The organism is Rhodococcus sp. PML026 (genome assembly GCF_000963615.1).
Lineage (GTDB): Bacteria > Actinomycetota > Actinomycetes > Mycobacteriales > Mycobacteriaceae > Rhodococcoides > Rhodococcoides fascians.
Map to the genome: position 1 here is coordinate 637,058 of NZ_KQ031373.1, position 19,776 is coordinate 656,833.

Consider the following 19,776-nt stretch of genomic DNA (forward strand, 5'->3'; position numbering starts at 1 on the left):
TCACCAGGTCCGATCACCAGGACCGCGGCGGACGTGGGCGCACCGACGTCCGCCCGCTCGTGACCCCACGCACCATCGGACGCGCCAGGAATTCGTGCGGAAATCCCATGTCGATGGCGCTGACCGACTGCAGTCGAGCCAAGTGCGTCTCGTCGAAGACGATATCGAGGGCACCGATGTTGTGCTGCAACTGTTCTGCCGTCCGGACACCGATCAACGAACTGACGACGGCGGGATGCAGCAGCGTCCATGCCAACGCCACCTGGGCCGGAGTCGCACCCAACTCTTCTGCCACCTCGACGACGACGTCGGCTGTGCGCAACCCACGTTGGGTCAGTGTTCGGTTCGACCTCGCGTGATCGCGCCGACTACCCGCCGGTGAATTCGAGCTCGCCCCTTCGAGGTCGGCAGCGGTGTACTTACCCGTCAACACACCCCCCGCCGAGCGGTGACCACGGAATCACACCGAGACCCAGATCTGCTGCCATCGGTAACAACTCGCGTTCGGTAGTGCGCTCGATCAGGCTGTACTCGACCTGCAGTGCGGACAGCGGTGGCCATCCGCGTAGCTGCGCAAGGGTCTGCATTCGCGCGACCTCCCAGGCCGGGGTATCCGAAATGCCGAGGTAGAGAACTTTTCCCGATTGCACCAAATCACCGAGGGCGGCCATGATCTCGTCGCTCGGCGTCACACCGTCCCATGCGTGCAGGTACATCAGATCGATGTAGTCGGTGGCCAGGTTCCGCAAACTGGCCTCGACCGAACCACGCAGGCTCTTTCTTCCGCCGCCACCCGCATTCGGGTCCGCCGGATCGCGCGTCGCCGCATATTTGGTCGATACGACAACCGAGTCTCGACGACCATCGAGAAATTCCCCCAGATACCGCTCCGATTGACCGTCGGTGTAGATGTTCGCGGTATCGATCATGTTGCCTCCGAGGTCCAGATAAGCGTCGAAGATGCGTTTCGACTCCTGCTTGTCGGCTCCCCACCCCCAGGCGTCCCCGAATGTCATGGCCCCCAACGACAACGGTGCCACGCGCAGTCCCCAGCGCCCAAGGAGTCGATAGTCGTCCATCCGTGTCATCGTGTGTCTCCTTCTCGATCGATCCGTCCGGCTCACAGTGCCGGTCCGGTCGAGAAGCGGGAAGGTCATGGTCATCCTGGGACGCGCGATACCAGGCTGACTGGTCCGAATTGACCTACGCTGTGTGGAATGACCACGACGCCACCGGAGATGGCCCGCCGAGAACTGGCGGCCTTCCTGCGGTCTCGACGTGAAGCGCTCGTTCCGTCCGACGTCGGTCTGCCGCCACGGATCGGGGCCTCCCGGACCCCCGGACTCAGGCGCGAGGAAGTCGCCGCGCTCGCCGGTGTCAGCGTCGACTACCTCGTGCGGCTCGAGCAGGCCCGTGATATCCGACCGTCCGCCCAGGTGGTGGGGTCACTGTCGAGGGCCCTGAAGTTGTCCGGCGACCAGACGGGCTACCTGTTCACTTTGGCGGGGCATCGTGCACCCGAACGGCCCACCGACCGAAAGATTCCCGACGGAATCGCCCAGCTGGTACACGACGTCGAGCCCCTCCCTGCCATGGTCCTCGATTACAGACTCGACATCCTGGCCATCAACGAAACCATGGCCGCCCTGTTGCTCGACATAGACGAACGGCCCGCCGAGAGTCGTAATGTCCTCCGAATGCGCCTCTTGGACACATCATTCGACGGCTTCTACGAGTCACGCGACGACGTCGTCCGCGGTGCCGTCGCCGATTTGCGTGCCGCGTGGGTCGACCACTCGCACGACACTCACCTCGCCCTGCTGATCGACGAACTCCAACACGGCAGTGCCGAATTCTCGCGATACTGGCAATCACGAGAAGTATCGATACGAAGCCGGGGAGACAAGCCGATGCGGCACCCGCTCGTCGGCCCGGTGACCGTGACGTTCGACGTCCTCACTCCACTCGGCGACCCGGATCTTCGATTGATCGTCTATCGCCCGGCCGACGCACAATCGCATGCCGCGTTGGCCGAACTCGGTCGCCTCCGTGCGCGGCGACGCGGACGGCATCTGCGCACCATCTGAACCCGACCCAGCCGGGCTCGAAAAGTCGAGCCAACCGTGCCTCCGCCTCCCTATCGTTGTCACCAGAACGAAGGAAAGGCCACCGGCACATGCTCGAACGATGGAATGCAGCACTCGATTACATCGGACAACCTCGATCACGACATCGACCCGGCACAGCTCGCTCGCATCACCCTCACGTCCGACTATCACTTTCGACGCGTGTTCTCCGCGCTGGCCGGAATCCCACTGTCGACGTACATCCGACAACGGCGAATGTCGTTGGCAGCCGCAGACATTCTCGCCGGCATCGGGGTGCTCGACGTCGCGACCAAATACGGCTACAGCGGCGACGCATTCACTCGCGCATTCCGAGACATGCACGGGGTCCCACCATCCCACGCCCGCAAACCAGGGACCACCCTCCGCTCCAGACCACCACTGGCAATCACCTGACCATCGAAGGAAAGAGCACCATGGACTACCGCATCACCGAACTGCCCGCATTCCACATCATCGGCAAATCGACGCGAATCCCCCTCACATTCCACGGCGAGAACACCGCCATGACCCAGTTCCACCAGACCTTGCCCACCGGATTCGGCGAACAACTCCGCCGACACGCCGACCTGCCCGAACTCCCCCACATCCTCTTCGTCAGCGATGGCTTCGAGGCCGACCGAACCGACGGCAGTCTCTTCGACTACTACTTCGCCGTCGCCACCACAGCCCCCATACCGGCCGACCTGGACTCCCTCAGCGTCCCCGCATCGACATGGGCGGTCTTCGAAACACGCAGCGACACCGCACTCGCCCCAGCACTACAACAACTCTGGGCCGACGCATTCAGCGAGTGGTTCCCCTCCCACCCCTTCCACATCACCCCCGGACCGGAAATCCTGACCGTCACCGAGAACACGCCCGACTGGTCATCGGGAGCCGGAGAACTCTGGATCCCGGTTGCCCGCAACCAATGACTTCCCGCCCGCCCTGGTCACTCAATGTGACACTTGGTGGCCTTTTCGGGGGTCAATGGCACATCCAGTGGACTGTGGGGGCGGGTGTCGGTGCCAACTCATGACTAATCTGGCGTGATGTCCAGTAGTCGCCGGAACGAGTTGCGGCGACGGTATCTGTCGCTCGGCCTGGGTGAGCTGTCCGCCGCAGCGGTGTTTGCTTCGATTGCGCTCACCATGGCAGAACCACGGCTCGACGGTCGAGAGGAGTCTCTCGCCATGTGGTCTGCTCTCACCCCGTTGCTTGCCGTCCTCGTGCAGGCGGGAATCTACTGGTTGATGGCGCGATCCTGGGTCGAACTCAACCCGATGCCACCGGTCATTCGCGCGTTCTATCGCGTATGTCGAGTCGCAAACGTTCCATTGTTGGCGGCTGGGCTCATCGGTGTCGTCGTATGGTTCCCGTCGAGCGCCGGAATTGGCGTCGCACTGCTCGTCGTGTGGCTGTTCGCCGTTGTCGAATTCGTCAACTACTTCGTGGTTCGACTGTCGTATCCCGCACACCGCTGGTGGCCGACAGTCGGTCAGATGCGCACTCCTCGGCTTGTCCTCGACATCAACACGCGTCGCTGATCGAAACAGGGAGCACTAGCACGACATCCCGGTACTCAATGTGACATTCGGTGGCCTTTTCGCGGGTCAATGGCACATCGAGTGGACTGCGTGGCTGCGGGCGCGCCGCCGAGAATCAGGAGCTGCGGCGGGAGAGGATGCTCGTGATTTCCGCCAAGGCCGGCAGAGCTGCGGCGATGGCTTCGCGGTTGTGTCGACTCAGTTCGTCCAGTGCGTCCGCGAGTACTCGGGAGCTCGCCGCGTCGTATTCGGCGAGGAGCTTCACAGCTTTCGGCGATGCGGTGAGTGTCGCCCCTCGAAGGTCACCGGTGGTAATCGATCTTTCCACCAGGCCGGCGTCGACCATCGCTCTGATCAGGTTGCTCACGGTGGATCGGGCCAGGTTGAGGCGAGTGGCAAGGCGTCCCGGACTCATGGACGGTTCTGCTGCAAGGGCTCGCATCACCTCGATGTGCGAGTCGGCGATGTCGGGCAACTGCGCGACATCCCGCGTCGCCCGGAGCAGTGATCGCCGCAGGGGCCCCAGCTGTCGGCCCAGTTCGGTTGCGGTGGAGTCCATGCGTCGATGATCGCACAGATAGTTTTGCCGCAAACATAGTTTTGTGACAAAATGAAGACCATGACCACAGTCGAGAACCCCATCCCCAGTCAAGATCTGAGCGGCATCGTCGGGCATCGCTTCATCTACACGTACGCCAACAGCTGGCAGTACGAGATGTATGTCAAGAACGCGACCACGATCGACTACCGAATTCACACCGGCATGGTCGGCGGACGCTGGGTCAAGGACCAGGAAGTCGATCTCGTCCAGCTCGACGACGACGTCTACAAGATCTCGTGGAACGAGCCCACCGGAACCTCGGTCGTCGTCAACGTCATCCCAGGCAAGCGTCGTCTGCACGGAACCATCTTCTTCCCGCAGTGGATCGAGTTGGACGGAACCAAAACGGTCCTCTACCAGAACGATCACCTCGACGAAATGCGTGCGTACCGCGACGCCGGACCGACCTACCCCATCTATGTCGTCCCCGAGTTCGCCACGATCACGCTCTTCGAGAACGTCGGAGCCGACGACGAGACCATCGTGTCCGTCGCACCGGGCGATCTTCCCGACGGCTTCGCGGACCGAACGAACTGACGTGCGCCCCGATCTGACGTTCGTCGCGCACCTGTCCGTCACGGTCGGGGAGCCCATCGATCTCGGCCAGGTCAGCGACGGACATCGACGCCTCGTGCCGATCCTCGGTGGCACCGTCGACGGGCCGGTGATACGAGGACGCGTCCTGGCCGGCGGCGCCGACCACCAGGTCCTCAGATCGGCCACTGTCACCGAACTCGACGCCCGATATGCACTCGAGACCGACGCAGGCGAACGAATCTCGGTCCACAACGTCGGGATGCGCACCGGCAGCGAACAGGACATCGACGCACTGACTCGCGGCGAGCAGGTTCCCGCCGACCGAATCTACTTCCGCACCTTTCCCCGACTGTCGACGTCCGCCGACTCCCTCAGCTGGATGAACGGGACACTCTTCGTGGCCACGGGTGAACGTTTACCGAATTCCGTCGAACTGGACGTCTACCAACTCACATGACGGAGGCAGATATGCACCGACCCCAGTGCACTCAATGGCACATTCAGTGGCCTTTTCGGGGGTCAATGGCACATCGAGTGGACTGCCTAGGCGATCAGGTGAGGCTTTCGCCATAGACGTGGTCGACGGCGATGGTCACCAACACTCGGCGATCCGCGGCCATTGCGGCGCGGTATTCGGTCCAGTCGGGGTGCTCTCCGGCGGCGGCGCGGTAGTAGTCGACCAGCGCATCGATTTCGGGGCTGTTCGGGTTCGCGCCCGGTCCGGTGAGGGTGACGGATCCTTCTGCTGTTGCCCAGGCCTTGCCGTCGGCGCTGGTCACTTCGAGTGCAGCGCGCGGGTCTCGGCGTAGGTTGGCCGTTTTCGCTCGTCCTTCGGTGACCGAAATCTTGATTGTTCGCTCGGTGCGACCGTAGAACGGCGTCACCGGCGACAGTTGCGGCAGGCCGCTCGCTTTTATCGTGGCGAGTACGCCGAGTCGGCTGCGCTCGAGGAGGTCGTGTGGATCGAATGCTCCGCTGGTCATGGCTTCACCTCGGGGTCGTCGAACGAACTGGCACGATCATGGTGGGCAACACGGTCGTCGGTGCCGCTGTTCCTCGGCCTGTCGGTAGGGAGGTCGTCGGCATAAGTTCCGATTGCGCGACGGTATGTGCCGAGCGCAGGCTTCGCTGCCTGCAGTGCCGCCTTCAGCGCGCCAGCACCATCGCCCAGATCCCACAGGATCAGGGCAATGAATGCATCTCGCGCAGAGGAGAATTCGTCGGAAAACTCGAAGTCTTCCAACACACGCGACGCGTCCTCGAGTCGCCCGACATTACGCAGCGAACTGGCGAGCTGAATTCTGGCCTTGCTCTCGTGCACGGAATCGAGCCCACTCGACAGCGCCGCCTCGTACAACGGAATCGCAGCCGATTCTTCGCCCAGAAAATCCTCGAGCGACGCACGTTCGAACAGGGCCCGTGCTCGGGAAAGCCTTGTCGCCGAAAGCAACTCATTCATCTCCGACCGCATCAAAGCAGGCTCGCCGTCATCTGCGTGGCACCAGAACGCAGCTATGGAGTCCATCTGGGCCCCCCGGGATTCGGCCGGACAGCTACCGACGAACGACATGCGCTCACGTTCGTCCCCTCACCAGTCCATCCTTGCAGAGCATGCCTACGCTTGGAACCTTCACTCTGTGATGTTCTCTGAACCGAAGCGAAGTACACGATCGGTGTGAGTCGTCATCGACGGTATCGGCCGGGCTGCGAACTCGAAAAGATGGTGAACAGCACCACCACCGACCTGGGTGAAGCCGGGTCTCGAAACGTCCCACTCGATTGACACGTCGGTGAACGGTAAGCAAACGTATAGCCATGCAACTGAGATTTCTGGCCGGCATCTCGACGGCTTTCGCATGCAAGCTTCTGCTGATGCGAGTGCTGACCCTCAAGTTGCAGCGAGACATCGAGGCGCTCAACAACGGAAACTATCGCCCTCTGCTCTCGTCGTTCCACCGAGACGCGGTGCTCAAATTCGCCGACGGTGACAGCCGATGGTCGGGCACCCACCGCGGACGACCGGCAATCGAAAAGTTCTTCCAGGACTTCGTCGCCGCCGGCATCCGCGGGCAGGTCACGGAAATCTACAGCGGCGGAGCCCCCTGGCGCATGACCCTCCTCGTCCGCTTCGACGACCAAGCACACGCAGCCGACGGCACCGAGTTGTACAGCAACCGAACGGTGCTCCTGGTCCGCACCAGCTGGGGCAAGATCGTCTCGCAAGAGGACTTCTTCGAGGACACCGCACGCATCGACGCATTCGAGCGAAAATTGCGCCAACTCTAGATTCGGTCTCCCCTCCCCCGGTTTTGCCCCTTCCCCCGGGTACTCAATGTGACATCTAGTGGCCTTTTCGGGGGTCAATGTCACATCGAGTGGACTCCGGGGGCGGTCGGGCGGGGGCGGCGATAGGTCACCTGGGGGTAGTCGTCGGTATGCGAGACGCTGGCGTGCACGTTGTACACCTCGCGCACCAGGTGTTCGGTGATCACTTCGTGTGGGGTTCCCGATGCCACGATGCTGCCGTTGTTCAGGACGATGATGCGGTTGCAGAACATGGCGGCGAGGTTGAGGTCGTGGAGGGCGATGTAACTGCTCAGGGGTAGTCCTGCGACGAGGGTGAGGATGTCGAGTTGGTGTTGGATGTCGAGGTGGTTGGTCGGCTCGTCGAGCAGTAGTTCGGTGGGTTGTTGAGCGAGGGCCCGTGCGATCTGGGCGCGTTGGCGCTCTCCGCCGGAGAGGGTGTGCCAGCGTCGGGTGGCTTTCGACGCCATGGCGGTGTCGGTGAGTGCCTGTTCGATCGCGGCGTCGTCGGCTGCTGTGTCTCCGCCGAGGATGCCGTGGTGGGGGATGCGGCCCAGGCGTACGACGTCGCGGACGGTGATGTCGACGTCGGTGTCGGAGTGTTGGTCGACCATCGCTACGCGGCGGGCGATGCTGCGACGACGTTGGGTGCGCAGGTTCTTTCCGTCGAGCAGCACGTCGCCGCTGTCGGGTGCCACGATACCGGCGAGGATGCGCAGTAGCGACGATTTGCCGGAGCCGTTGGGGCCGATGAGCCCGATGGTCTCGCCCGGTTCCGGTGCGAAGCTGATGCCGTCGAGAATCGGGTTCCCGCCGCGGGTCCACTGGATGTTGTTCACGTGCAACGTCATCGGGATCTCCTGAGCCGAAACAGAATGAGCGCGAATGCCGGCACGCCGATGAGTGCGGTCACCACTCCGACGGGTATTTCCTGCGGCGCGAACAGCGTTCGGGCGATGGTGTCGACCCACACCATGAAGATCGCGCCGATGACCACCGTCGTCGGCAGCAGTCGTCGATGCCGTGCGCCGACGAGAAAACGGGCGGCGTGCGGCAGAACGAGACCCACGAACCCGATGGCTCCGGCGGCGCTGACGAGCGAGGCCGTGATCAGTGCGGTGATGACCAACAACAGGATTCGCACCCACTTGACCGGAACACCGAGGGACGCGGCCGCGTCGTGCCCGAATGTGAAGGCGTCGAGGGCCGAGGTGTTGAACAGACACACCACCATTCCGAGCAGCGCAACCGATCCGCACAGCACCACGTCCGTCCAGTCGGCACCGCTCAGCGATCCGAGAAGCCAGAACAGCACGCCGCGTGTCTGTTCGGCGTCGGCCGAGGAAATGACGATGAACGACGTCAAGGCCGAGAACAGCTGCGTCCCCGCGACCCCGGCCAGCACCACGCGGTCGTTTCCGCCGCCTGCGCCTGCGGCCAGCAGCATCACCAGGACGAACGAGAGCAGCGCACCGGCGAATGCCCCTGTGGACAAGGACAAAGCGCCACCGCCGACGCCGAGAACCGCGACGAGGACCGCTCCGGTGGATGCACCGGACGAAATGCCCAGGACGAAGGGATCGGCGAGGGGGTTACGCAGCAGTGATTGCATGATCGCCCCGCACAGCGCGAGACCCGCGCCGCACACGGCGGCCAGCAAGGTCCGGGGCAGGCGCAGCTCCCAGACGATTCCGTCCTGGATGCGACCGACTCCCGAACTCCCGATACCCATGTGCGTCAGTATCACTCGATACACGTCGGGCACCGACACGTTCGCGGGTCCGATGGTGACGGCGACGCCGATCGAGAGCACCAACAACGCCGATCCTGCGAGCAGTAGTGGGACGAGCACCCCGCGATCGGTGCGGCTCATCGCGACGCCATTCCCCAATCCTGCAGGGCGGCCGCAACTTTCTCGACACCGTCGATCGTCCGAATGGACGGGTTCAGATCGGCACCGTTGACGACGATGTACCGCTTGTTCTCGACGGCGGGCATTCGGTTCGTGACCGAATTCGACTCCAGGAAGCCGATTTTGCTGTCCAGGGCGTCCCCGGCGATACTGCGTCGGCTCAGATCTGCGAGCACCAGTGCAGTCGGGTTGCGATCGAGCACACTCTCCCAATTGACCTGTGGCCATTCGTCGGTGGTGTCGGCATAGATGTTCTCGGCGCCGACGGAGTCGGTGATGATGCCCGACGATCCGCAGCAACCGGCCATGTACGGCGTATCGGTGTCGGCGAACCAGTAGGCCAACGACACACCTGACGCGTCGACCGAACCGGAGGCCTTCTCGAACCGATCCTGCAGTTCGGCGACCAGGCGCTCGCCACGGTCTCGCACGTCGAAGACCGCAGCGAGATCACGAATCTCCCGATAGACGGTGTCGATCACCAGCGGCTCCGTGCGGGCACCGTCGGAATTGACGCTCTCGTCGGTCTTGCCCTGACAGTCGGTGGGCGAGAGGTAGTTCGGGACGCCGAGTTGCTCGAACCTGCTCCGATCTGCGACTCCCCCGGGTCCGAGGGTGCCGCCGAAGGACGCGGACACGAAATCGGGCTCGGTATCCAACACGACCTCGAGCGATGGCTTGTTGTCCGCGAGCCTCGGCACCCTGGCGTTCTCGGATTCGAGGTTCGAGCGGACCGGGTCGGTCCAGGTGGCGGTGCCCACCATCCGGTCTGCGAGGCCGAGCGAGAGCAGTATCTCCGTCGAGCTCTGGTTCAACGACACCGCGCGTTGCGGTGGTGCGTCGACGACGACGTCGCGTCCGCAGTTCTCGATGGTCAGGGGATAGTTCCCGGAGGTGTCGGTGGACGCGTCGGGGGTCGACGCGGTCGAACAACCGGAGACCAGAAGGATGGAGACAGCGCCTAGTGCTGCGAGAGAGGTACGCATCGAAGAGCTTCCTGCTTGGGGCTCGTGTCGCGGAGCCGCGGGTGGGGTTCGATCACGACGTCCGAGCATTCGGACTTCGAGCTCTCACCCGTCACCGTTGCGCGCCAGCTCCGGAATTGCACCGGATTCCCTCGTTCGTCGCGTGCTGACCCTATCGCGCGAGAGCGCCGAGAGGTCAGTGCGCCGGCGTCGAGACCGGTACCGACGGATACGAGCTCGGAAAGGCTCTGCGCGCGACCACTACGACTGTGAGTGCCACAGCCACCAGGATCGTCGCCGCAGCGGTCACCGCCCCGATGCCCCTGGCGTCGACGACGACGCCTCCCACCAGGGCCCCGGTGGCAATGGCCAGTTGAAAGGCGACGACGTAGATCGCCGACGCCTTGTCGGCGTCGGCAGGGGCGGCCCGCACCACGGCGGACTGGATGCAGACCGGCAGCGTGGTGAAGGCCAGACCCCACAACGCGATCGCCCCGACAGCAAGGACGGCCAGGCTGCCCGGTGCTGCGCTGAGGGTGCCCCACAGGATCGCCGTCGCGGCCGCGACGGCACCCAGAGCTGCGATGGTGGAGGCCGCGGCCAACGGTCGTACGTTCTGCCGATCACCCAGATACCGACGACCCCGAACAAACCGTAGAGCATCAACATCAGCGTCAGAGTGGTTCCGGCCGAACCGATTGCGCGATCGACGATGAGCGAGAAGTACGTGTACGCGGCGAAATGGCCGAGGACGGCCAGGAACGTCACTCCACACAGGATCGCCAGGGTGCCGTCGAGCACGCGCGGTGATTTCTTGTCGCCCGCAGCTGCCCGGGTGACCGGTAGTGCGGGGAGGACGAAGTAGAGCGCCACCGCGATAGCGGCGGCAACGACACCGAGAATCGTTGCAGCAGTGCGCCACCCGAACCACTGACCCATGGCCGCGGTGATCGGATTTCCGGCGACCAACGCCAACGAGGTGCCGGCGTACACCGTGGCGATCGCTTTTCCTTGCTTACCGGGAAGTGCGAGTGACGCCGCGACGGGTGCGACCACGGCCCAGAAGACTCCGTGGGTGGCCGCGCACAGCATCCTCGACAGCACCAGCATCGGGTACCCGACGGACACCGCAGAGAGCAGTTGCGAAAAGGCCAGTGCTGCAACGGTGATGACGACGACCCGTCGCCGCGGCCAGTCGCGTACGAACCTGATCAACGGCATGGTCATGACGGCGACGCCGTATGCGTAGAAGGTCAGCAGCAGACCGACAGCGGATTCGCCGACGCCGAGATCGCCCGAGATCTCCGGAAGCAGACCCACGGGCAACGTTTCGGCCGTGACATAGATGAAGGCGGCTGCACCGAGGACCAGCAGCTTGGGAAGGAGCGACGACATGCTGTGTATCGTTACACAGATCGTCGACGCACGCTAAGGTGACCCCGTGAACAATCGGGTGACGATGGCCGACGTCGCGGCGTCTGCGGGAGTTTCCACCATGAGCGTGTCGTACACCTACAACCAACCCGACCGCGTCTCGCCTGCCACCCGGGACCGCGTCCACGCAGCGGCGGCGGCCCTCGGATACGCAGGTCCCAACCGTGCGGCACGCTCGCTCCGCAGCGGAAAGCACAACAGCATCGGCGTCGTACTCGATGAAAAACTCACCTACGCCTTCGAGGATCCCCAGGCCCGACGGTTCCTCTCGGGCATCGCCGACGCGTGTCTCGACGCCGACACTGCACTGGTGATGCTGCCGAATTTGCACCGCGACAGCGATATTGCGAGGATTCGCGACGCGCAGGTCGACGGCTACGTCGTCTGGACCACCGGCGTCGACGACCCCGTCCTCGACGTCCTCGTCGGCACCGGTCGACCCACCTGCGTCCAGGGCGGACCCGAGCATCCGGGATTGAACTCCATCGGAATCGACGATCGCGCCGCCGCCGACGCGATCGGCACCATTGCTCTGCGCAATCGCCGTCGGCCCGCGATCGTCGCGCTGCGACCCGATTCGCGACGCGAATCGACGGTCGTGCACGGTGCCGACGCGTCGGACATCTCGATGCCGGTAACCCGCGCACGACTCGAGGGCTACCGCGATGCGTGCATGCGTCGAGGCATCGAGTGGTCGACGGTACCGACGCTGTTCACCACCCACAATTCGCGTGCAGAGGGCACACGGTCAGCGCGACTGTTGTTGCGCGACAACGCCGTCGACGTGATTTTCGCGATGAGCGACGAACTCGCCTTCGGCGCACTCGACGCGGCGACGGCTGCCGGTATCGACATTCCCGGCCACGTCGCACTGACCGGATGGGACGACTCCCCGGCAGCGGCAGCGGCCCACTTGACCACCGTCGCTCAATCGTTGTTCGACCAGGGCAGATCGGCGGCCCGGTGGGTGCTCGGCCTCAGCGACACCGTCGACGCAGCGGTGTGGAACATCGAGAAGCGAGGGTCGACGGGCGGGCTGCGTAACGCCCTCTAAAAAGGGCACGTTCCCCGTTTATAGGCGATAAGCAAACTCTTCGGCTAGTATCGCCGGTGGCCGTCCGGCTACGAGGGGGCACTGTGAGTCGAGAACACGACACGCCGCTCCGCCATGCCGACCCCAACCCGACGCTCGACGCCCTCACCGGGCTTCCGAACCGGGACAAGATTCTGGCCACCATCACCGCCGCGCTGGTCGACCTCGGCACCGAACAGCACTTCAGCGTCCTCCTCGTCGACATCGACGGCTTCCGTGAATACAACGACGCGCTCGGACCGGCCCAGGGCGACGAGCTGCTGTGCATGGTCGCCGACCGGCTCACCGCATCGACCCGACCCGGCGACACCATCGGTCGACTCACCGGAGACGAATTCGTCATCGTCGCCTACGGCAGCCATGCCCTGGCAGCCCGAGCCATGGCCGCGGGATTCGCCAGCATCTTCGAGCCCCCCTTCGAGCTCGGCGGCCGTCAACTCACTCTCACCGCCAGCGTCGGTGTCGCGTCCACCACCGGCAGCACCGATCGCGCCACCCAGCTTGTGCACAACGCCACCGCCGCGATGCACGCCGCCAAGGCCACCGGACGCAACCGCCATCACATCTTCACCGACGAGCTGCACCACACCAACCGCATGCGACTCGAACTCCTCGAACGATTGCGCGGTGTCGCCATGACCGAGCGCGAGCTCACCATGGTCTACCAACCCATCGTCGAACTCGCGACCGGAGCAGTCGTCGGAGCCGAAGCCCTCGTCCGCTGGAACCACCCCGAACTCGGACTCCTCATGCCCGACGCCTTCATCCCCCTCGCCGAAGACAACGACCTGATCGTCCCACTGAGCATGTGGATTCTCACCGACGTCGCGGCAACCATCGCCGACTGGCAATCCCGCGCGATCATGCTCCAAGTCGGAGTCAACGTCAGCCCCGCACACTTCGCCGCAGGAACCCTGGCCACCGACGTCATCGACATCGTCGACACCCACGGCATCGAACGCGGTCGACTCGCACTCGAACTCGCCGAATCGCAGACGCTGCACGACCTCGACGCCGTGCACTACCAACTCCGCGACGTCCAACGCCACGGCGTCCTCATCGCGATCGACGACTTCGGCTCCGGCTTCTCCTCCCTCGAACGACTCGCCACCCTCCCCGTCGACATCCTGAAGATCGACAGATCCCTCACCCAACACCTCGACAGCACCAACCTCCACCGACGCCGCGCCATGACCACCCTCTGCACCGCCCTCGTCGACGTCACCACCACCCTCGGCAAAGACACCGTCATCGAAGGCATCGAGACCACCGAACAACTCCGAATCTGCACCGACATGGGCGTAACCTTCGGCCAAGGACACCTACTCGGACGACCCATGCCCGTCGCCGACCTCGAGCAATACATCACCCGACACAGCAGCCACAGCGAATCCGCATGAGGAACCGAACGTGAAGATAGACAACGAAATTCAACGCTTCACCGACGCGCCCCGCGCCCAACTCTCCACCATCAACCCGAACGGCACCCCACACCTGGTCCCCATCGTCTACGCCGTCGCACCCACCGGCGACCGCATCTACACAGCCATCGACTGGAAACCCAAAACCACCCAGAAACTGCAGCGACTCGATAACATTCGCGCCGACCCCGCCGTCAGCCTCATCGTCGACCACTACTCCGACGACTGGTCCCAACTCTGGTGGATCCGCGCCGACGGCAACGCCCGCATCGTCGACGCGGGCAGCGCCGAAGGCACAGTCGGTACCGACACCCTCGTCGCGAAATACAGCCAATACAAGAACAACCGACCCGAGGGGCCGGTCATCGTCATCGACAAACTGTCCTGGAGATCGTGGTCCGCTTCCTGATCGTTTTACTTCCTCTCCCCCAAGCATCGCCCACCCCACCGCCAGACCTCTACCGGCTGACCACCACTACTGTCTGACACCACTACTGTCTGACCACTCAATGTGACATCCGGTGGCCCTTTCGACCGTCAATGGCACATCGAGTGGACTGCACATGGGTCGGAGGGCACCGAAAAACCATTGGAATCGGCAGTAGCAGGGAGTCAGACTGTCTCAATGGTCAGCAAACCTCCCGTTCGGATTGTCACCGACCGTCTCGTGGTTCGACGCGAGACGGCAGACGATGCTGTCGTCATTGCCGAGGCGATCGAGCGAAATCGGGTCCGCCTGCTGCCGTGGCTCGGTTGGGCCACCGAGGACGCTGCCGACAGATCGGCGCAGATCGTCCGCATCGCGGAAAGCCGGAAGCTGTGGGACGCCGACGAAATGTACGACTACGGGATCTTCGGTCGATCCACCAGCGCATTCCTGGGGAAGATTGCATTGCACCGACGAGTCGGACCGGGTGGGATCGAAATCGGGTACTGGCTCGACAGTGCAGCCGAGGGTGACGGCATCATCTCGGAAGCCACCGCGACCCTCACGCAAGAGGCATTGAAACTCGCCGACGTCGATCGCGTCGAAATTCATTGCGATGCAGCCAATTCGAGGAGTCGAGCCGTTCCGCGGCGGCTGGGTTTCGTCCTCGACAGGATCGAGCCGCGAGCCTTGGCCGCTGCGGCCGAAACCGGAGACCACATGATTTGGGTGTATCAGCCCGATCGGCGGTAGGACGGGTCGACGGTGACGTGGGGGCGCGGACGCGCGAGCGCCTGTCGGTACCGTGACCGCAGGTCGGATAGAACGCGTTCCGGATCGTCGCGAATGTCGCTGGGCAGGTGAGTCACGACAATGATGCCGGCGTTCTGAGCGCGCTCCCGTCGTTCCACGGTGGCGCGGTGCGCCGCGGGTGACAGGTGATATTCGAGCGAGTCGATCTCCCAGTCGAGGGCGACGTCGTCGAGCCAATTGTCGGCCACCAGCAGCAACCTGCCCGACTCGTCGCGTACCGCGACATTGTGCGTCATCGGGGGAAGACCGCTGCGCGCGTACAACTTCTGCGCGTGTGCTTCGGCAACGGAGTGCGCGCCGGCGGCCAGTTCGCGAAGTACTCGACGAGGCATCGCGGTTCCACGCGTGGTGCCGGCGTCCAGTTCCTTCATGATCGCCTCGATCGTTGCCGCACCCCGCTGAACGACACTGGCAACGAGCGCCATGCACTGCTCGGCGTTCTTCATGCGACGAATCGCGTCGCACAAACACCGAACAACCGGCGCGACGGGAAGACCCGACTTACTTTCCGCCGTTGGCATCCGCCACGTACGTTCCACCGCGGCGAAGCTCACGGACCTGCGGTGCTGCGCCTCGGGGATGAGCACGAACGTCTCCTCGAACGAGCCGGATGTACCGAGACCATGCAACGCCAGCCCGGCCCGACCACTGATGACGCCATCACGACCGCAGTAGATGGACGCGGCAACCGCCCGCTCCAAGGGCGTCAGCGAACGGTTCTTCAAGAACACCAGGCCAGGTAGCGCCCGTGACCAGATACCGTCCGGCAGCGTGCGCCGAACAATCGTCTTCGACGCGACGCCGAGTTCGAGAAGATGAGCAGTCCGCACCAGCCCGCGATCCGATGCGGCCGCAATTACCCTCGCATCGACCCGTACGCCGCCCCTCTTCATACAGACGATCCTGCACGCTCGGCCGGATACCGATCGCACCCGACGTCGCGCTATCAACAGCCCTGTGGATAACCAAAGGCCTGTGGACGAACGCATACAGAAAGGGTGGCCCACACTCTGACTCGAGCAAGGCCAGGCGCGAACTCGTGACCGGACGCGAGTCCACTCAATGTGCCATTGACTGCCGGAAAGGCCACCAAATGTCACATTGAGTGGACGGCGGGGCGGCAACAGGCAACCCACCCACCTCAGCGGGGATACCGTCTATCTTGCAACTCGTGCGTTCTTATTTCGGGAGTGAGACATGACGGCGACAGCAGTTCCCTCGGATCGGTCGGGTACTACGGCACCACGGTCGTTTTCGCCGCCGCAGCGCGGTCGGTTGAGTGAGGTTCCGCATATCGCGGGGCTGGTGCTCGGTGTGTTCGCGGCGGCGTTGTTTCTGTGGAGTCTGTCGCCCACTTTGCGGTATCTGGTTCATGCGCCGCGGGAGTATGTCGACACGTATTACTTCGATGCTCCGGATACGAGTTTGTCGTGGGCGTTGGTTGTCGGGTTGTTGGCGGCGGCGTTGGCGAGTCGGAAGCGTATTGCGTGGTGGTTGCTGACGATTTATTTGGTGTTGTTGGCGATCACGAACGTCGCGGAGGGCATCGAGGACAAGAACGTCAGTTCGTGGATTGCGTTGGCGGTTCATGTCGTCGTGACGGGTCTGCTGATCGCGTCGCGCAAGGAGTTCTACACGCGGGTTCGGCGCGGTGCGGTGTGGAAGGCGCTCGGGGTGCTCGTGCTGGGAGCGGCCGTCGGCACGATTGTCGGGTGGGCGTTGGTGGCGTTGTTCCCGGGTTCGTTGCCGGAGGGTCAGACGTTCCTGTGGGCGTTCAACAGGGTGACGGCGTTGGCGACGGTGGACAACGAGCAGTTCGACGGTAGGCCGAACGGTTTCGTCAATACGGCGTTGGGACTGTTCGGAGCGCTGGCGTTGCTCGGTGCCGTGGTCACGTTGTTCCGGTCGCAACGGTCGAGCAATGCGTTGACCGGGCGCGACGAGTCGGCTCTGCGCGGCCTGCTCGACAAGTGGGGTGCCGACGATTCCCTCGGTTACTTCGCGACCCGCCGCGACAAGGGCGTCATCTTCGCCACCAGCGGCAAGGCGGCGGTGACGTATCGCGTCGAGGTCGGGGTGTGTCTGGCCAGTGGTGACCCGATCGGCAACCCCGAGGCGTGGCCACATGCGATATCCGAGTGGCTCGACCTGGCCGAGAAGTACGGCTGGACCCCAGCTGTCATGGGGGCCAGCGAGATCGGGGCCACGGCCTACAAGCGGGCCGGCCTGAGTGTTCTCGAACTCGGCGACGAAGCAATCCTGAAAACCAAAGATTTCAACCTCAATGGACGCGAGATGCGTCCCGTGCGTCAGGCCGTCAACCGGGCTCGCAAAGCGGGTGTCGTGGTCACCGTGCGTCGTCATCGCGATATTTCGGCCGAGGAGATGGACGAGATCATTGCGTGCGCGGATGCGTGGCGCGATACCGAGACCGAGCGTGGTTTCTCGATGGCGCTGGGCCGGTTGGGCGATCCGCTCGACGGCGATTGTCTTCTGGTGCAGGCGGTTCAGGGCGAGAAGATCGTCGGTGTTCTGTCGCTGGTGCCGTGGGGTCGGACCGGCGCGTCGTTGGACCTGATGCGCCGCGATCCGGCGTCGCCGAACGGTGTCATCGAGTTGATGGTGACCGAACTTGCCACCGGCGCAGATCATTTCGGTATCAGCAAGATTTCGCTGAACTTCGCGGTGTTCCGTGCTGCGTTCGAGGAGGGCAGTCGGATCGGGGCCGGTCCGGTACTGCGAATCTGGCGCAGCGTATTGGTGTTCTTCTCGCGCTGGTGGCAGCTCGAGGCGCTGTATCGCTCGAATGTGAAGTACTTGCCGGAATGGGAGCCGCGCTACCTGTGCTTCGCCGATAACCGGGTACTGCCGAAGGTCGGTGTCGCGTCGGCCATCGCCGAAGGCTTCTTGACTCTGCCGACCTTTCGGCGCGCCTCGAAGCACACCGGGTCCCACGTCGCGGTGCCCGCAGCCTTGGTCGACGCCGAGGACATTCATCCCGACGGCAGTGGACCCGAGACTCCCGCAGACGACACCGTGCCCGGCCGTAAACGTCCCGACCAGGTACGCGTGCGCATGGCCAAACTCGATCGTCTCGAAAGTGACGGCATCGAGGGCTATCCCGTCGCCTATCCCCCGACGCACACCGTCGGTGAAGCGGCGGCATCGCCCCAGGGCACGACCGTCCGAATTGCGGGTCGAATACTGCGCATTCGCGACTACGGCGGCGTGTCGTTCGCCGTCATCCGGGACTGGTCGGCCGATATTCAGGTGCTGTTCGACCGCGAACGCGTCGGCGACAGAATCGAGGAATTCGATGCCGACTTCGACCTGGGTGACCTCATCGAAGTCAGTGGCACCATCGGATACAGCAGGCGTGGTGAGCTGTCGCTGCTCGCCACCGAGTGGCGAATGAACGCCAAATGCCTGCACCCTCTGCCCGACAAGTACCGCGGTCTGACCGATCCGGAAGCGCGAGTACGGCAGCGGTACGTGGACCTGGCGATCAACCGCGATGCGCGCGCGCTGATGATCGCACGCTCGAATGTGGTGAAGTCGCTTCGTGATTCACTGAGCGACCGCGGCTACATGGAGGTCGAGACACCGATCCTGCAGCAGGTACACGGCGGTGCGAACGCTGCTCCGTTCGTCACCCACATCAATGCCTACAACCTGGATCTGTATCTGCGCATCGCACCGGAGCTCTATCTCAAGCGGCTGTGCGTCGGCGGCATGGGGAAGGTCTTCGAGATCGGGCGCGTGTTCCGCAACGAGGGAGCGGACTTCAAGCACAATCCGGAGTTCACGATCCTCGAAGCGTACGAGGCACACAGTGACTACGAGCGCGCAATGGTGTTGTGCCGCGAACTGATTCAGCGTGCAGCCGTCGCAGCCCACGGCCGCGAGATCATCCTGCGGCCCGACGGCCCGGACGGCGAGCTGATCGAGATCGACATCTCCGGGGAATGGCCCGTCAAGACACTGCACGGTGCCGTCGCCGAGAAATTGGGTGTCCCCGTCGAGCCGTCGACGCCCCTGGACGAGCTGCAGCGGCTGTGCGACGAGAACGACATCCCGTACGAGAAGTCGTGGGACGCGGGTGCCGTCGCCCAGGGCATGTACGAGCACCTGGTGGAGGACTGCACCGAATTTCCCACCTTCTACAAGGACTTCCCGACGTCGATGTCGCCGTTGACGAGACCGCATCGGAGCATCCCCGGTGTCGCGGAAAAGTGGGACCTGGTGGCGTGGGGGGTCGAACTGGGGACGGCCTACAGCGAGCTGACCGATCCCGTCGATCAGCGTCGACGCCTCACCGAGCAGTCGTTGCTGGCTGCGGGTGGCGACGAAGAGGCGATAAGCTTGGACGAGGACTTCCTGCAGGCGCTCGAGCACGGGATGCCCCCGACCGGCGGCCTCGGAATGGGCGTCGACCGCGTCGTCATGCTCATCACCGGCGGCAGCATTCGCGAGACACTCGCATTTCCGCTGGCCAAACCGCGTCAATGACGGTCTTCCCGAGGCGATACTCCACGGTAAAGTTGCAAAACGGGGCGAATGGTGGAAACTAGAGGCTTAAACAAACTTCGAGTAGGCAATGCACGGTGGGGACGA

The 19,776-nt window shown here is 63.7% G+C and carries 22 protein-coding genes and 1 riboswitch; of the genes, 12 read left to right on the forward strand and 10 right to left on the reverse strand.

Going from position 1 to position 19,776, the window contains the following annotated elements; translation table 11 throughout:
* Nucleotides 1–13: 13 nt before the first annotated feature.
* Nucleotides 14–433, reverse strand: coding sequence for an aldo/keto reductase (locus VF34_RS25580; protein ID WP_230595154.1), 420 nt, complete (start codon nucleotides 431–433; stop codon nucleotides 14–16).
* The gene (locus tag VF34_RS25585; protein WP_230595155.1) at nucleotides 420–1,088 is read right to left on the reverse strand and encodes an aldo/keto reductase; all 669 of its coding nucleotides are present in this window, start codon (nucleotides 1,086–1,088) and stop codon (nucleotides 420–422) included. Before VF34_RS25585 ends, VF34_RS25580 begins: the two co-directional genes overlap by 14 nt.
* A 129-nt stretch (nucleotides 1,089–1,217) precedes the next feature.
* Here VF34_RS25585 and VF34_RS13710 point away from each other — a divergent pair, with 129 nt between their 5' ends.
* The 4 genes from VF34_RS13710 (at nucleotide 1,218) to VF34_RS13720 (ending at nucleotide 3,655) form a co-directional block, all read left to right on the forward strand.
* Complete coding sequence (locus tag VF34_RS13710; RefSeq protein WP_032373375.1) at nucleotides 1,218–2,087, forward strand: helix-turn-helix transcriptional regulator; 870 nt, start codon at nucleotides 1,218–1,220, stop codon at nucleotides 2,085–2,087.
* A 105-nt stretch (nucleotides 2,088–2,192) separates the two neighbouring features.
* Nucleotides 2,193–2,522: a helix-turn-helix transcriptional regulator gene (locus tag VF34_RS25590; RefSeq protein ID WP_230595156.1), complete on the forward strand. Its 330-nt coding sequence runs from the start codon at nucleotides 2,193–2,195 to the stop codon at nucleotides 2,520–2,522.
* A 20-nt stretch (nucleotides 2,523–2,542) separates the two neighbouring features.
* A complete protein-coding gene (locus VF34_RS25595) occupies nucleotides 2,543–3,043 on the forward strand; it encodes a GyrI-like domain-containing protein (RefSeq protein WP_230595157.1) in 501 nt (166 codons plus the stop codon).
* Between the two features lie 117 nt (nucleotides 3,044–3,160).
* The gene (locus VF34_RS13720; protein ID WP_196249523.1) at nucleotides 3,161–3,655 is read left to right on the forward strand and encodes a hypothetical protein; all 495 of its coding nucleotides are present in this window, start codon (nucleotides 3,161–3,163) and stop codon (nucleotides 3,653–3,655) included.
* A gap of 115 nt (nucleotides 3,656–3,770) precedes the next feature.
* On the opposite strand, the gene VF34_RS13725 is transcribed toward VF34_RS13720, so the two are convergent.
* Nucleotides 3,771–4,214: a MarR family winged helix-turn-helix transcriptional regulator gene (locus VF34_RS13725; protein WP_032373377.1), complete on the reverse strand. Its 444-nt coding sequence runs from the start codon at nucleotides 4,212–4,214 to the stop codon at nucleotides 3,771–3,773.
* 60 nt (nucleotides 4,215–4,274) lie between these two features.
* On the opposite strand from VF34_RS13725, the gene VF34_RS13730 reads away from it, so the two are divergent.
* Together VF34_RS13730 and VF34_RS13735 are read left to right on the forward strand one after the other, a co-directional pair.
* Nucleotides 4,275–4,793: a phenolic acid decarboxylase gene (locus tag VF34_RS13730; RefSeq protein ID WP_197077467.1), complete on the forward strand. Its 519-nt coding sequence runs from the start codon at nucleotides 4,275–4,277 to the stop codon at nucleotides 4,791–4,793.
* A gap of 1 nt (nucleotide 4,794) precedes the next feature.
* On the forward strand, nucleotides 4,795–5,250 hold the full coding sequence (locus VF34_RS13735) for a DUF3237 domain-containing protein (protein WP_032373378.1): 456 nt from the start codon (nucleotides 4,795–4,797) through the stop codon (nucleotides 5,248–5,250).
* Nucleotides 5,251–5,344: 94 nt separating this feature from the next.
* On the opposite strand, the gene VF34_RS13740 is transcribed toward VF34_RS13735, so the two are convergent.
* Nucleotides 5,345–5,776: a PPOX class F420-dependent oxidoreductase gene (locus VF34_RS13740; protein ID WP_032373379.1), complete on the reverse strand. Its 432-nt coding sequence runs from the start codon at nucleotides 5,774–5,776 to the stop codon at nucleotides 5,345–5,347.
* The gene (locus VF34_RS13745; protein ID WP_155289502.1) at nucleotides 5,773–6,252 is read right to left on the reverse strand and encodes a tetratricopeptide repeat protein; all 480 of its coding nucleotides are present in this window, start codon (nucleotides 6,250–6,252) and stop codon (nucleotides 5,773–5,775) included. The genes VF34_RS13740 and VF34_RS13745 overlap by 4 nt, the downstream gene beginning before the upstream one ends.
* A 356-nt stretch (nucleotides 6,253–6,608) precedes the next feature.
* On the opposite strand from VF34_RS13745, the gene VF34_RS13750 reads away from it, so the two are divergent.
* Nucleotides 6,609–7,079, forward strand: a complete 471-nt coding sequence (locus tag VF34_RS13750) for a nuclear transport factor 2 family protein (protein WP_032373380.1) — start codon at nucleotides 6,609–6,611, stop codon at nucleotides 7,077–7,079.
* Between the two features lie 80 nt (nucleotides 7,080–7,159).
* Here the strand turns inward: VF34_RS13750 and VF34_RS13755 are convergent, their stop codons facing one another.
* From VF34_RS13755 to VF34_RS13770, 4 genes are all read right to left on the reverse strand, one after another.
* Nucleotides 7,160–7,948: an ABC transporter ATP-binding protein gene (locus tag VF34_RS13755; protein WP_032373381.1), complete on the reverse strand. Its 789-nt coding sequence runs from the start codon at nucleotides 7,946–7,948 to the stop codon at nucleotides 7,160–7,162.
* Nucleotides 7,945–8,970, reverse strand: a complete 1,026-nt coding sequence (locus VF34_RS13760; RefSeq protein WP_032373568.1) for a FecCD family ABC transporter permease — start codon at nucleotides 8,968–8,970, stop codon at nucleotides 7,945–7,947. The genes VF34_RS13755 and VF34_RS13760 overlap by 4 nt, the downstream gene beginning before the upstream one ends.
* A complete protein-coding gene (locus tag VF34_RS13765; protein WP_032373382.1) occupies nucleotides 8,967–9,995 on the reverse strand; it encodes an ABC transporter substrate-binding protein in 1,029 nt (342 codons plus the stop codon). Before VF34_RS13765 ends, VF34_RS13760 begins: the two co-directional genes overlap by 4 nt.
* A riboswitch (cobalamin riboswitch) is annotated at nucleotides 9,983–10,179 on the reverse strand. Its footprint overlaps the gene before it by 13 nt.
* Nucleotides 10,180–10,280: 101 nt before the next feature.
* On the reverse strand, nucleotides 10,281–11,369 hold the full coding sequence (locus VF34_RS13770; protein ID WP_230595158.1) for an MFS transporter: 1,089 nt from the start codon (nucleotides 11,367–11,369) through the stop codon (nucleotides 10,281–10,283).
* A gap of 46 nt (nucleotides 11,370–11,415) precedes the next feature.
* Here VF34_RS13770 and VF34_RS13775 point away from each other — a divergent pair, with 46 nt between their 5' ends.
* The 4 genes from VF34_RS13775 (at nucleotide 11,416) to VF34_RS13790 (ending at nucleotide 15,102) form a co-directional block, all read left to right on the forward strand.
* Nucleotides 11,416–12,462, forward strand: coding sequence for a LacI family DNA-binding transcriptional regulator (locus VF34_RS13775; protein ID WP_032373383.1), 1,047 nt, complete (start codon nucleotides 11,416–11,418; stop codon nucleotides 12,460–12,462).
* A gap of 83 nt (nucleotides 12,463–12,545) precedes the next feature.
* Nucleotides 12,546–13,901, forward strand: coding sequence for a putative bifunctional diguanylate cyclase/phosphodiesterase (locus VF34_RS13780; RefSeq protein ID WP_052062921.1), 1,356 nt, complete (start codon nucleotides 12,546–12,548; stop codon nucleotides 13,899–13,901).
* A 10-nt stretch (nucleotides 13,902–13,911) separates the two neighbouring features.
* Complete coding sequence (locus tag VF34_RS13785) at nucleotides 13,912–14,331, forward strand: TIGR03668 family PPOX class F420-dependent oxidoreductase (RefSeq protein ID WP_032373384.1); 420 nt, start codon at nucleotides 13,912–13,914, stop codon at nucleotides 14,329–14,331.
* Nucleotides 14,332–14,547: 216 nt separating this feature from the next.
* On the forward strand, nucleotides 14,548–15,102 hold the full coding sequence (locus tag VF34_RS13790) for a GNAT family N-acetyltransferase (protein WP_032373385.1): 555 nt from the start codon (nucleotides 14,548–14,550) through the stop codon (nucleotides 15,100–15,102).
* Here VF34_RS13790 and VF34_RS13795 read toward each other — a convergent pair.
* Nucleotides 15,084–16,055: a hypothetical protein gene (locus VF34_RS13795; protein WP_032373386.1), complete on the reverse strand. Its 972-nt coding sequence runs from the start codon at nucleotides 16,053–16,055 to the stop codon at nucleotides 15,084–15,086. The two genes, VF34_RS13790 and VF34_RS13795, sit on opposite strands and share 19 nt — an antisense overlap.
* 304 nt (nucleotides 16,056–16,359) lie before the next feature.
* On the opposite strand from VF34_RS13795, the gene lysX reads away from it, so the two are divergent.
* Nucleotides 16,360–19,671, forward strand: coding sequence for a bifunctional lysylphosphatidylglycerol synthetase/lysine--tRNA ligase LysX (gene lysX, locus VF34_RS13800; RefSeq protein WP_032373387.1), 3,312 nt, complete (start codon nucleotides 16,360–16,362; stop codon nucleotides 19,669–19,671).
* Nucleotides 19,672–19,776: the final 105 nt, after the last annotated feature.

What these genes read in the sequence shown, in the direction of transcription:
- VF34_RS25585 (WP_230595155.1), bottom strand. Translation starts at nt 1,088, where the DNA reads ATGACACGGATGGACGACTATCGACTCCTTGGGCGCTGGGGACTGCGC.
- VF34_RS13740 (WP_032373379.1), bottom strand. Translation starts at nt 5,776, where the DNA reads ATGACCAGCGGAGCATTCGATCCACACGACCTCCTCGAGCGCAGCCGA.
- VF34_RS25590 (WP_230595156.1), top strand. Translation starts at nt 2,193, where the DNA reads ATGCAGCACTCGATTACATCGGACAACCTCGATCACGACATCGACCCG.
- VF34_RS13710 (WP_032373375.1), top strand. Translation starts at nt 1,218, where the DNA reads ATGACCACGACGCCACCGGAGATGGCCCGCCGAGAACTGGCGGCCTTC.
- VF34_RS13720 (WP_196249523.1), top strand. Translation starts at nt 3,161, where the DNA reads ATGTCCAGTAGTCGCCGGAACGAGTTGCGGCGACGGTATCTGTCGCTC.
- VF34_RS13745 (WP_155289502.1), bottom strand. Translation starts at nt 6,252, where the DNA reads ATGAATGAGTTGCTTTCGGCGACAAGGCTTTCCCGAGCACGGGCCCTG.
- VF34_RS13770 (WP_230595158.1), bottom strand. Translation starts at nt 11,369, where the DNA reads ATGTCGTCGCTCCTTCCCAAGCTGCTGGTCCTCGGTGCAGCCGCCTTC.
- VF34_RS13750 (WP_032373380.1), top strand. Translation starts at nt 6,609, where the DNA reads ATGCAACTGAGATTTCTGGCCGGCATCTCGACGGCTTTCGCATGCAAG.
- VF34_RS13795 (WP_032373386.1), bottom strand. Translation starts at nt 16,055, where the DNA reads ATGAAGAGGGGCGGCGTACGGGTCGATGCGAGGGTAATTGCGGCCGCA.
- VF34_RS13765 (WP_032373382.1), bottom strand. Translation starts at nt 9,995, where the DNA reads ATGCGTACCTCTCTCGCAGCACTAGGCGCTGTCTCCATCCTTCTGGTC.
- VF34_RS25595 (WP_230595157.1), top strand. Translation starts at nt 2,543, where the DNA reads ATGGACTACCGCATCACCGAACTGCCCGCATTCCACATCATCGGCAAA.
- lysX (WP_032373387.1), top strand. Translation starts at nt 16,360, where the DNA reads ATGACGGCGACAGCAGTTCCCTCGGATCGGTCGGGTACTACGGCACCA.
- VF34_RS13730 (WP_197077467.1), top strand. Translation starts at nt 4,275, where the DNA reads ATGACCACAGTCGAGAACCCCATCCCCAGTCAAGATCTGAGCGGCATC.
- VF34_RS13725 (WP_032373377.1), bottom strand. Translation starts at nt 4,214, where the DNA reads ATGGACTCCACCGCAACCGAACTGGGCCGACAGCTGGGGCCCCTGCGG.
- VF34_RS13755 (WP_032373381.1), bottom strand. Translation starts at nt 7,948, where the DNA reads ATGACGTTGCACGTGAACAACATCCAGTGGACCCGCGGCGGGAACCCG.
- VF34_RS13760 (WP_032373568.1), bottom strand. Translation starts at nt 8,970, where the DNA reads ATGAGCCGCACCGATCGCGGGGTGCTCGTCCCACTACTGCTCGCAGGA.
- VF34_RS13790 (WP_032373385.1), top strand. Translation starts at nt 14,548, where the DNA reads ATGGTCAGCAAACCTCCCGTTCGGATTGTCACCGACCGTCTCGTGGTT.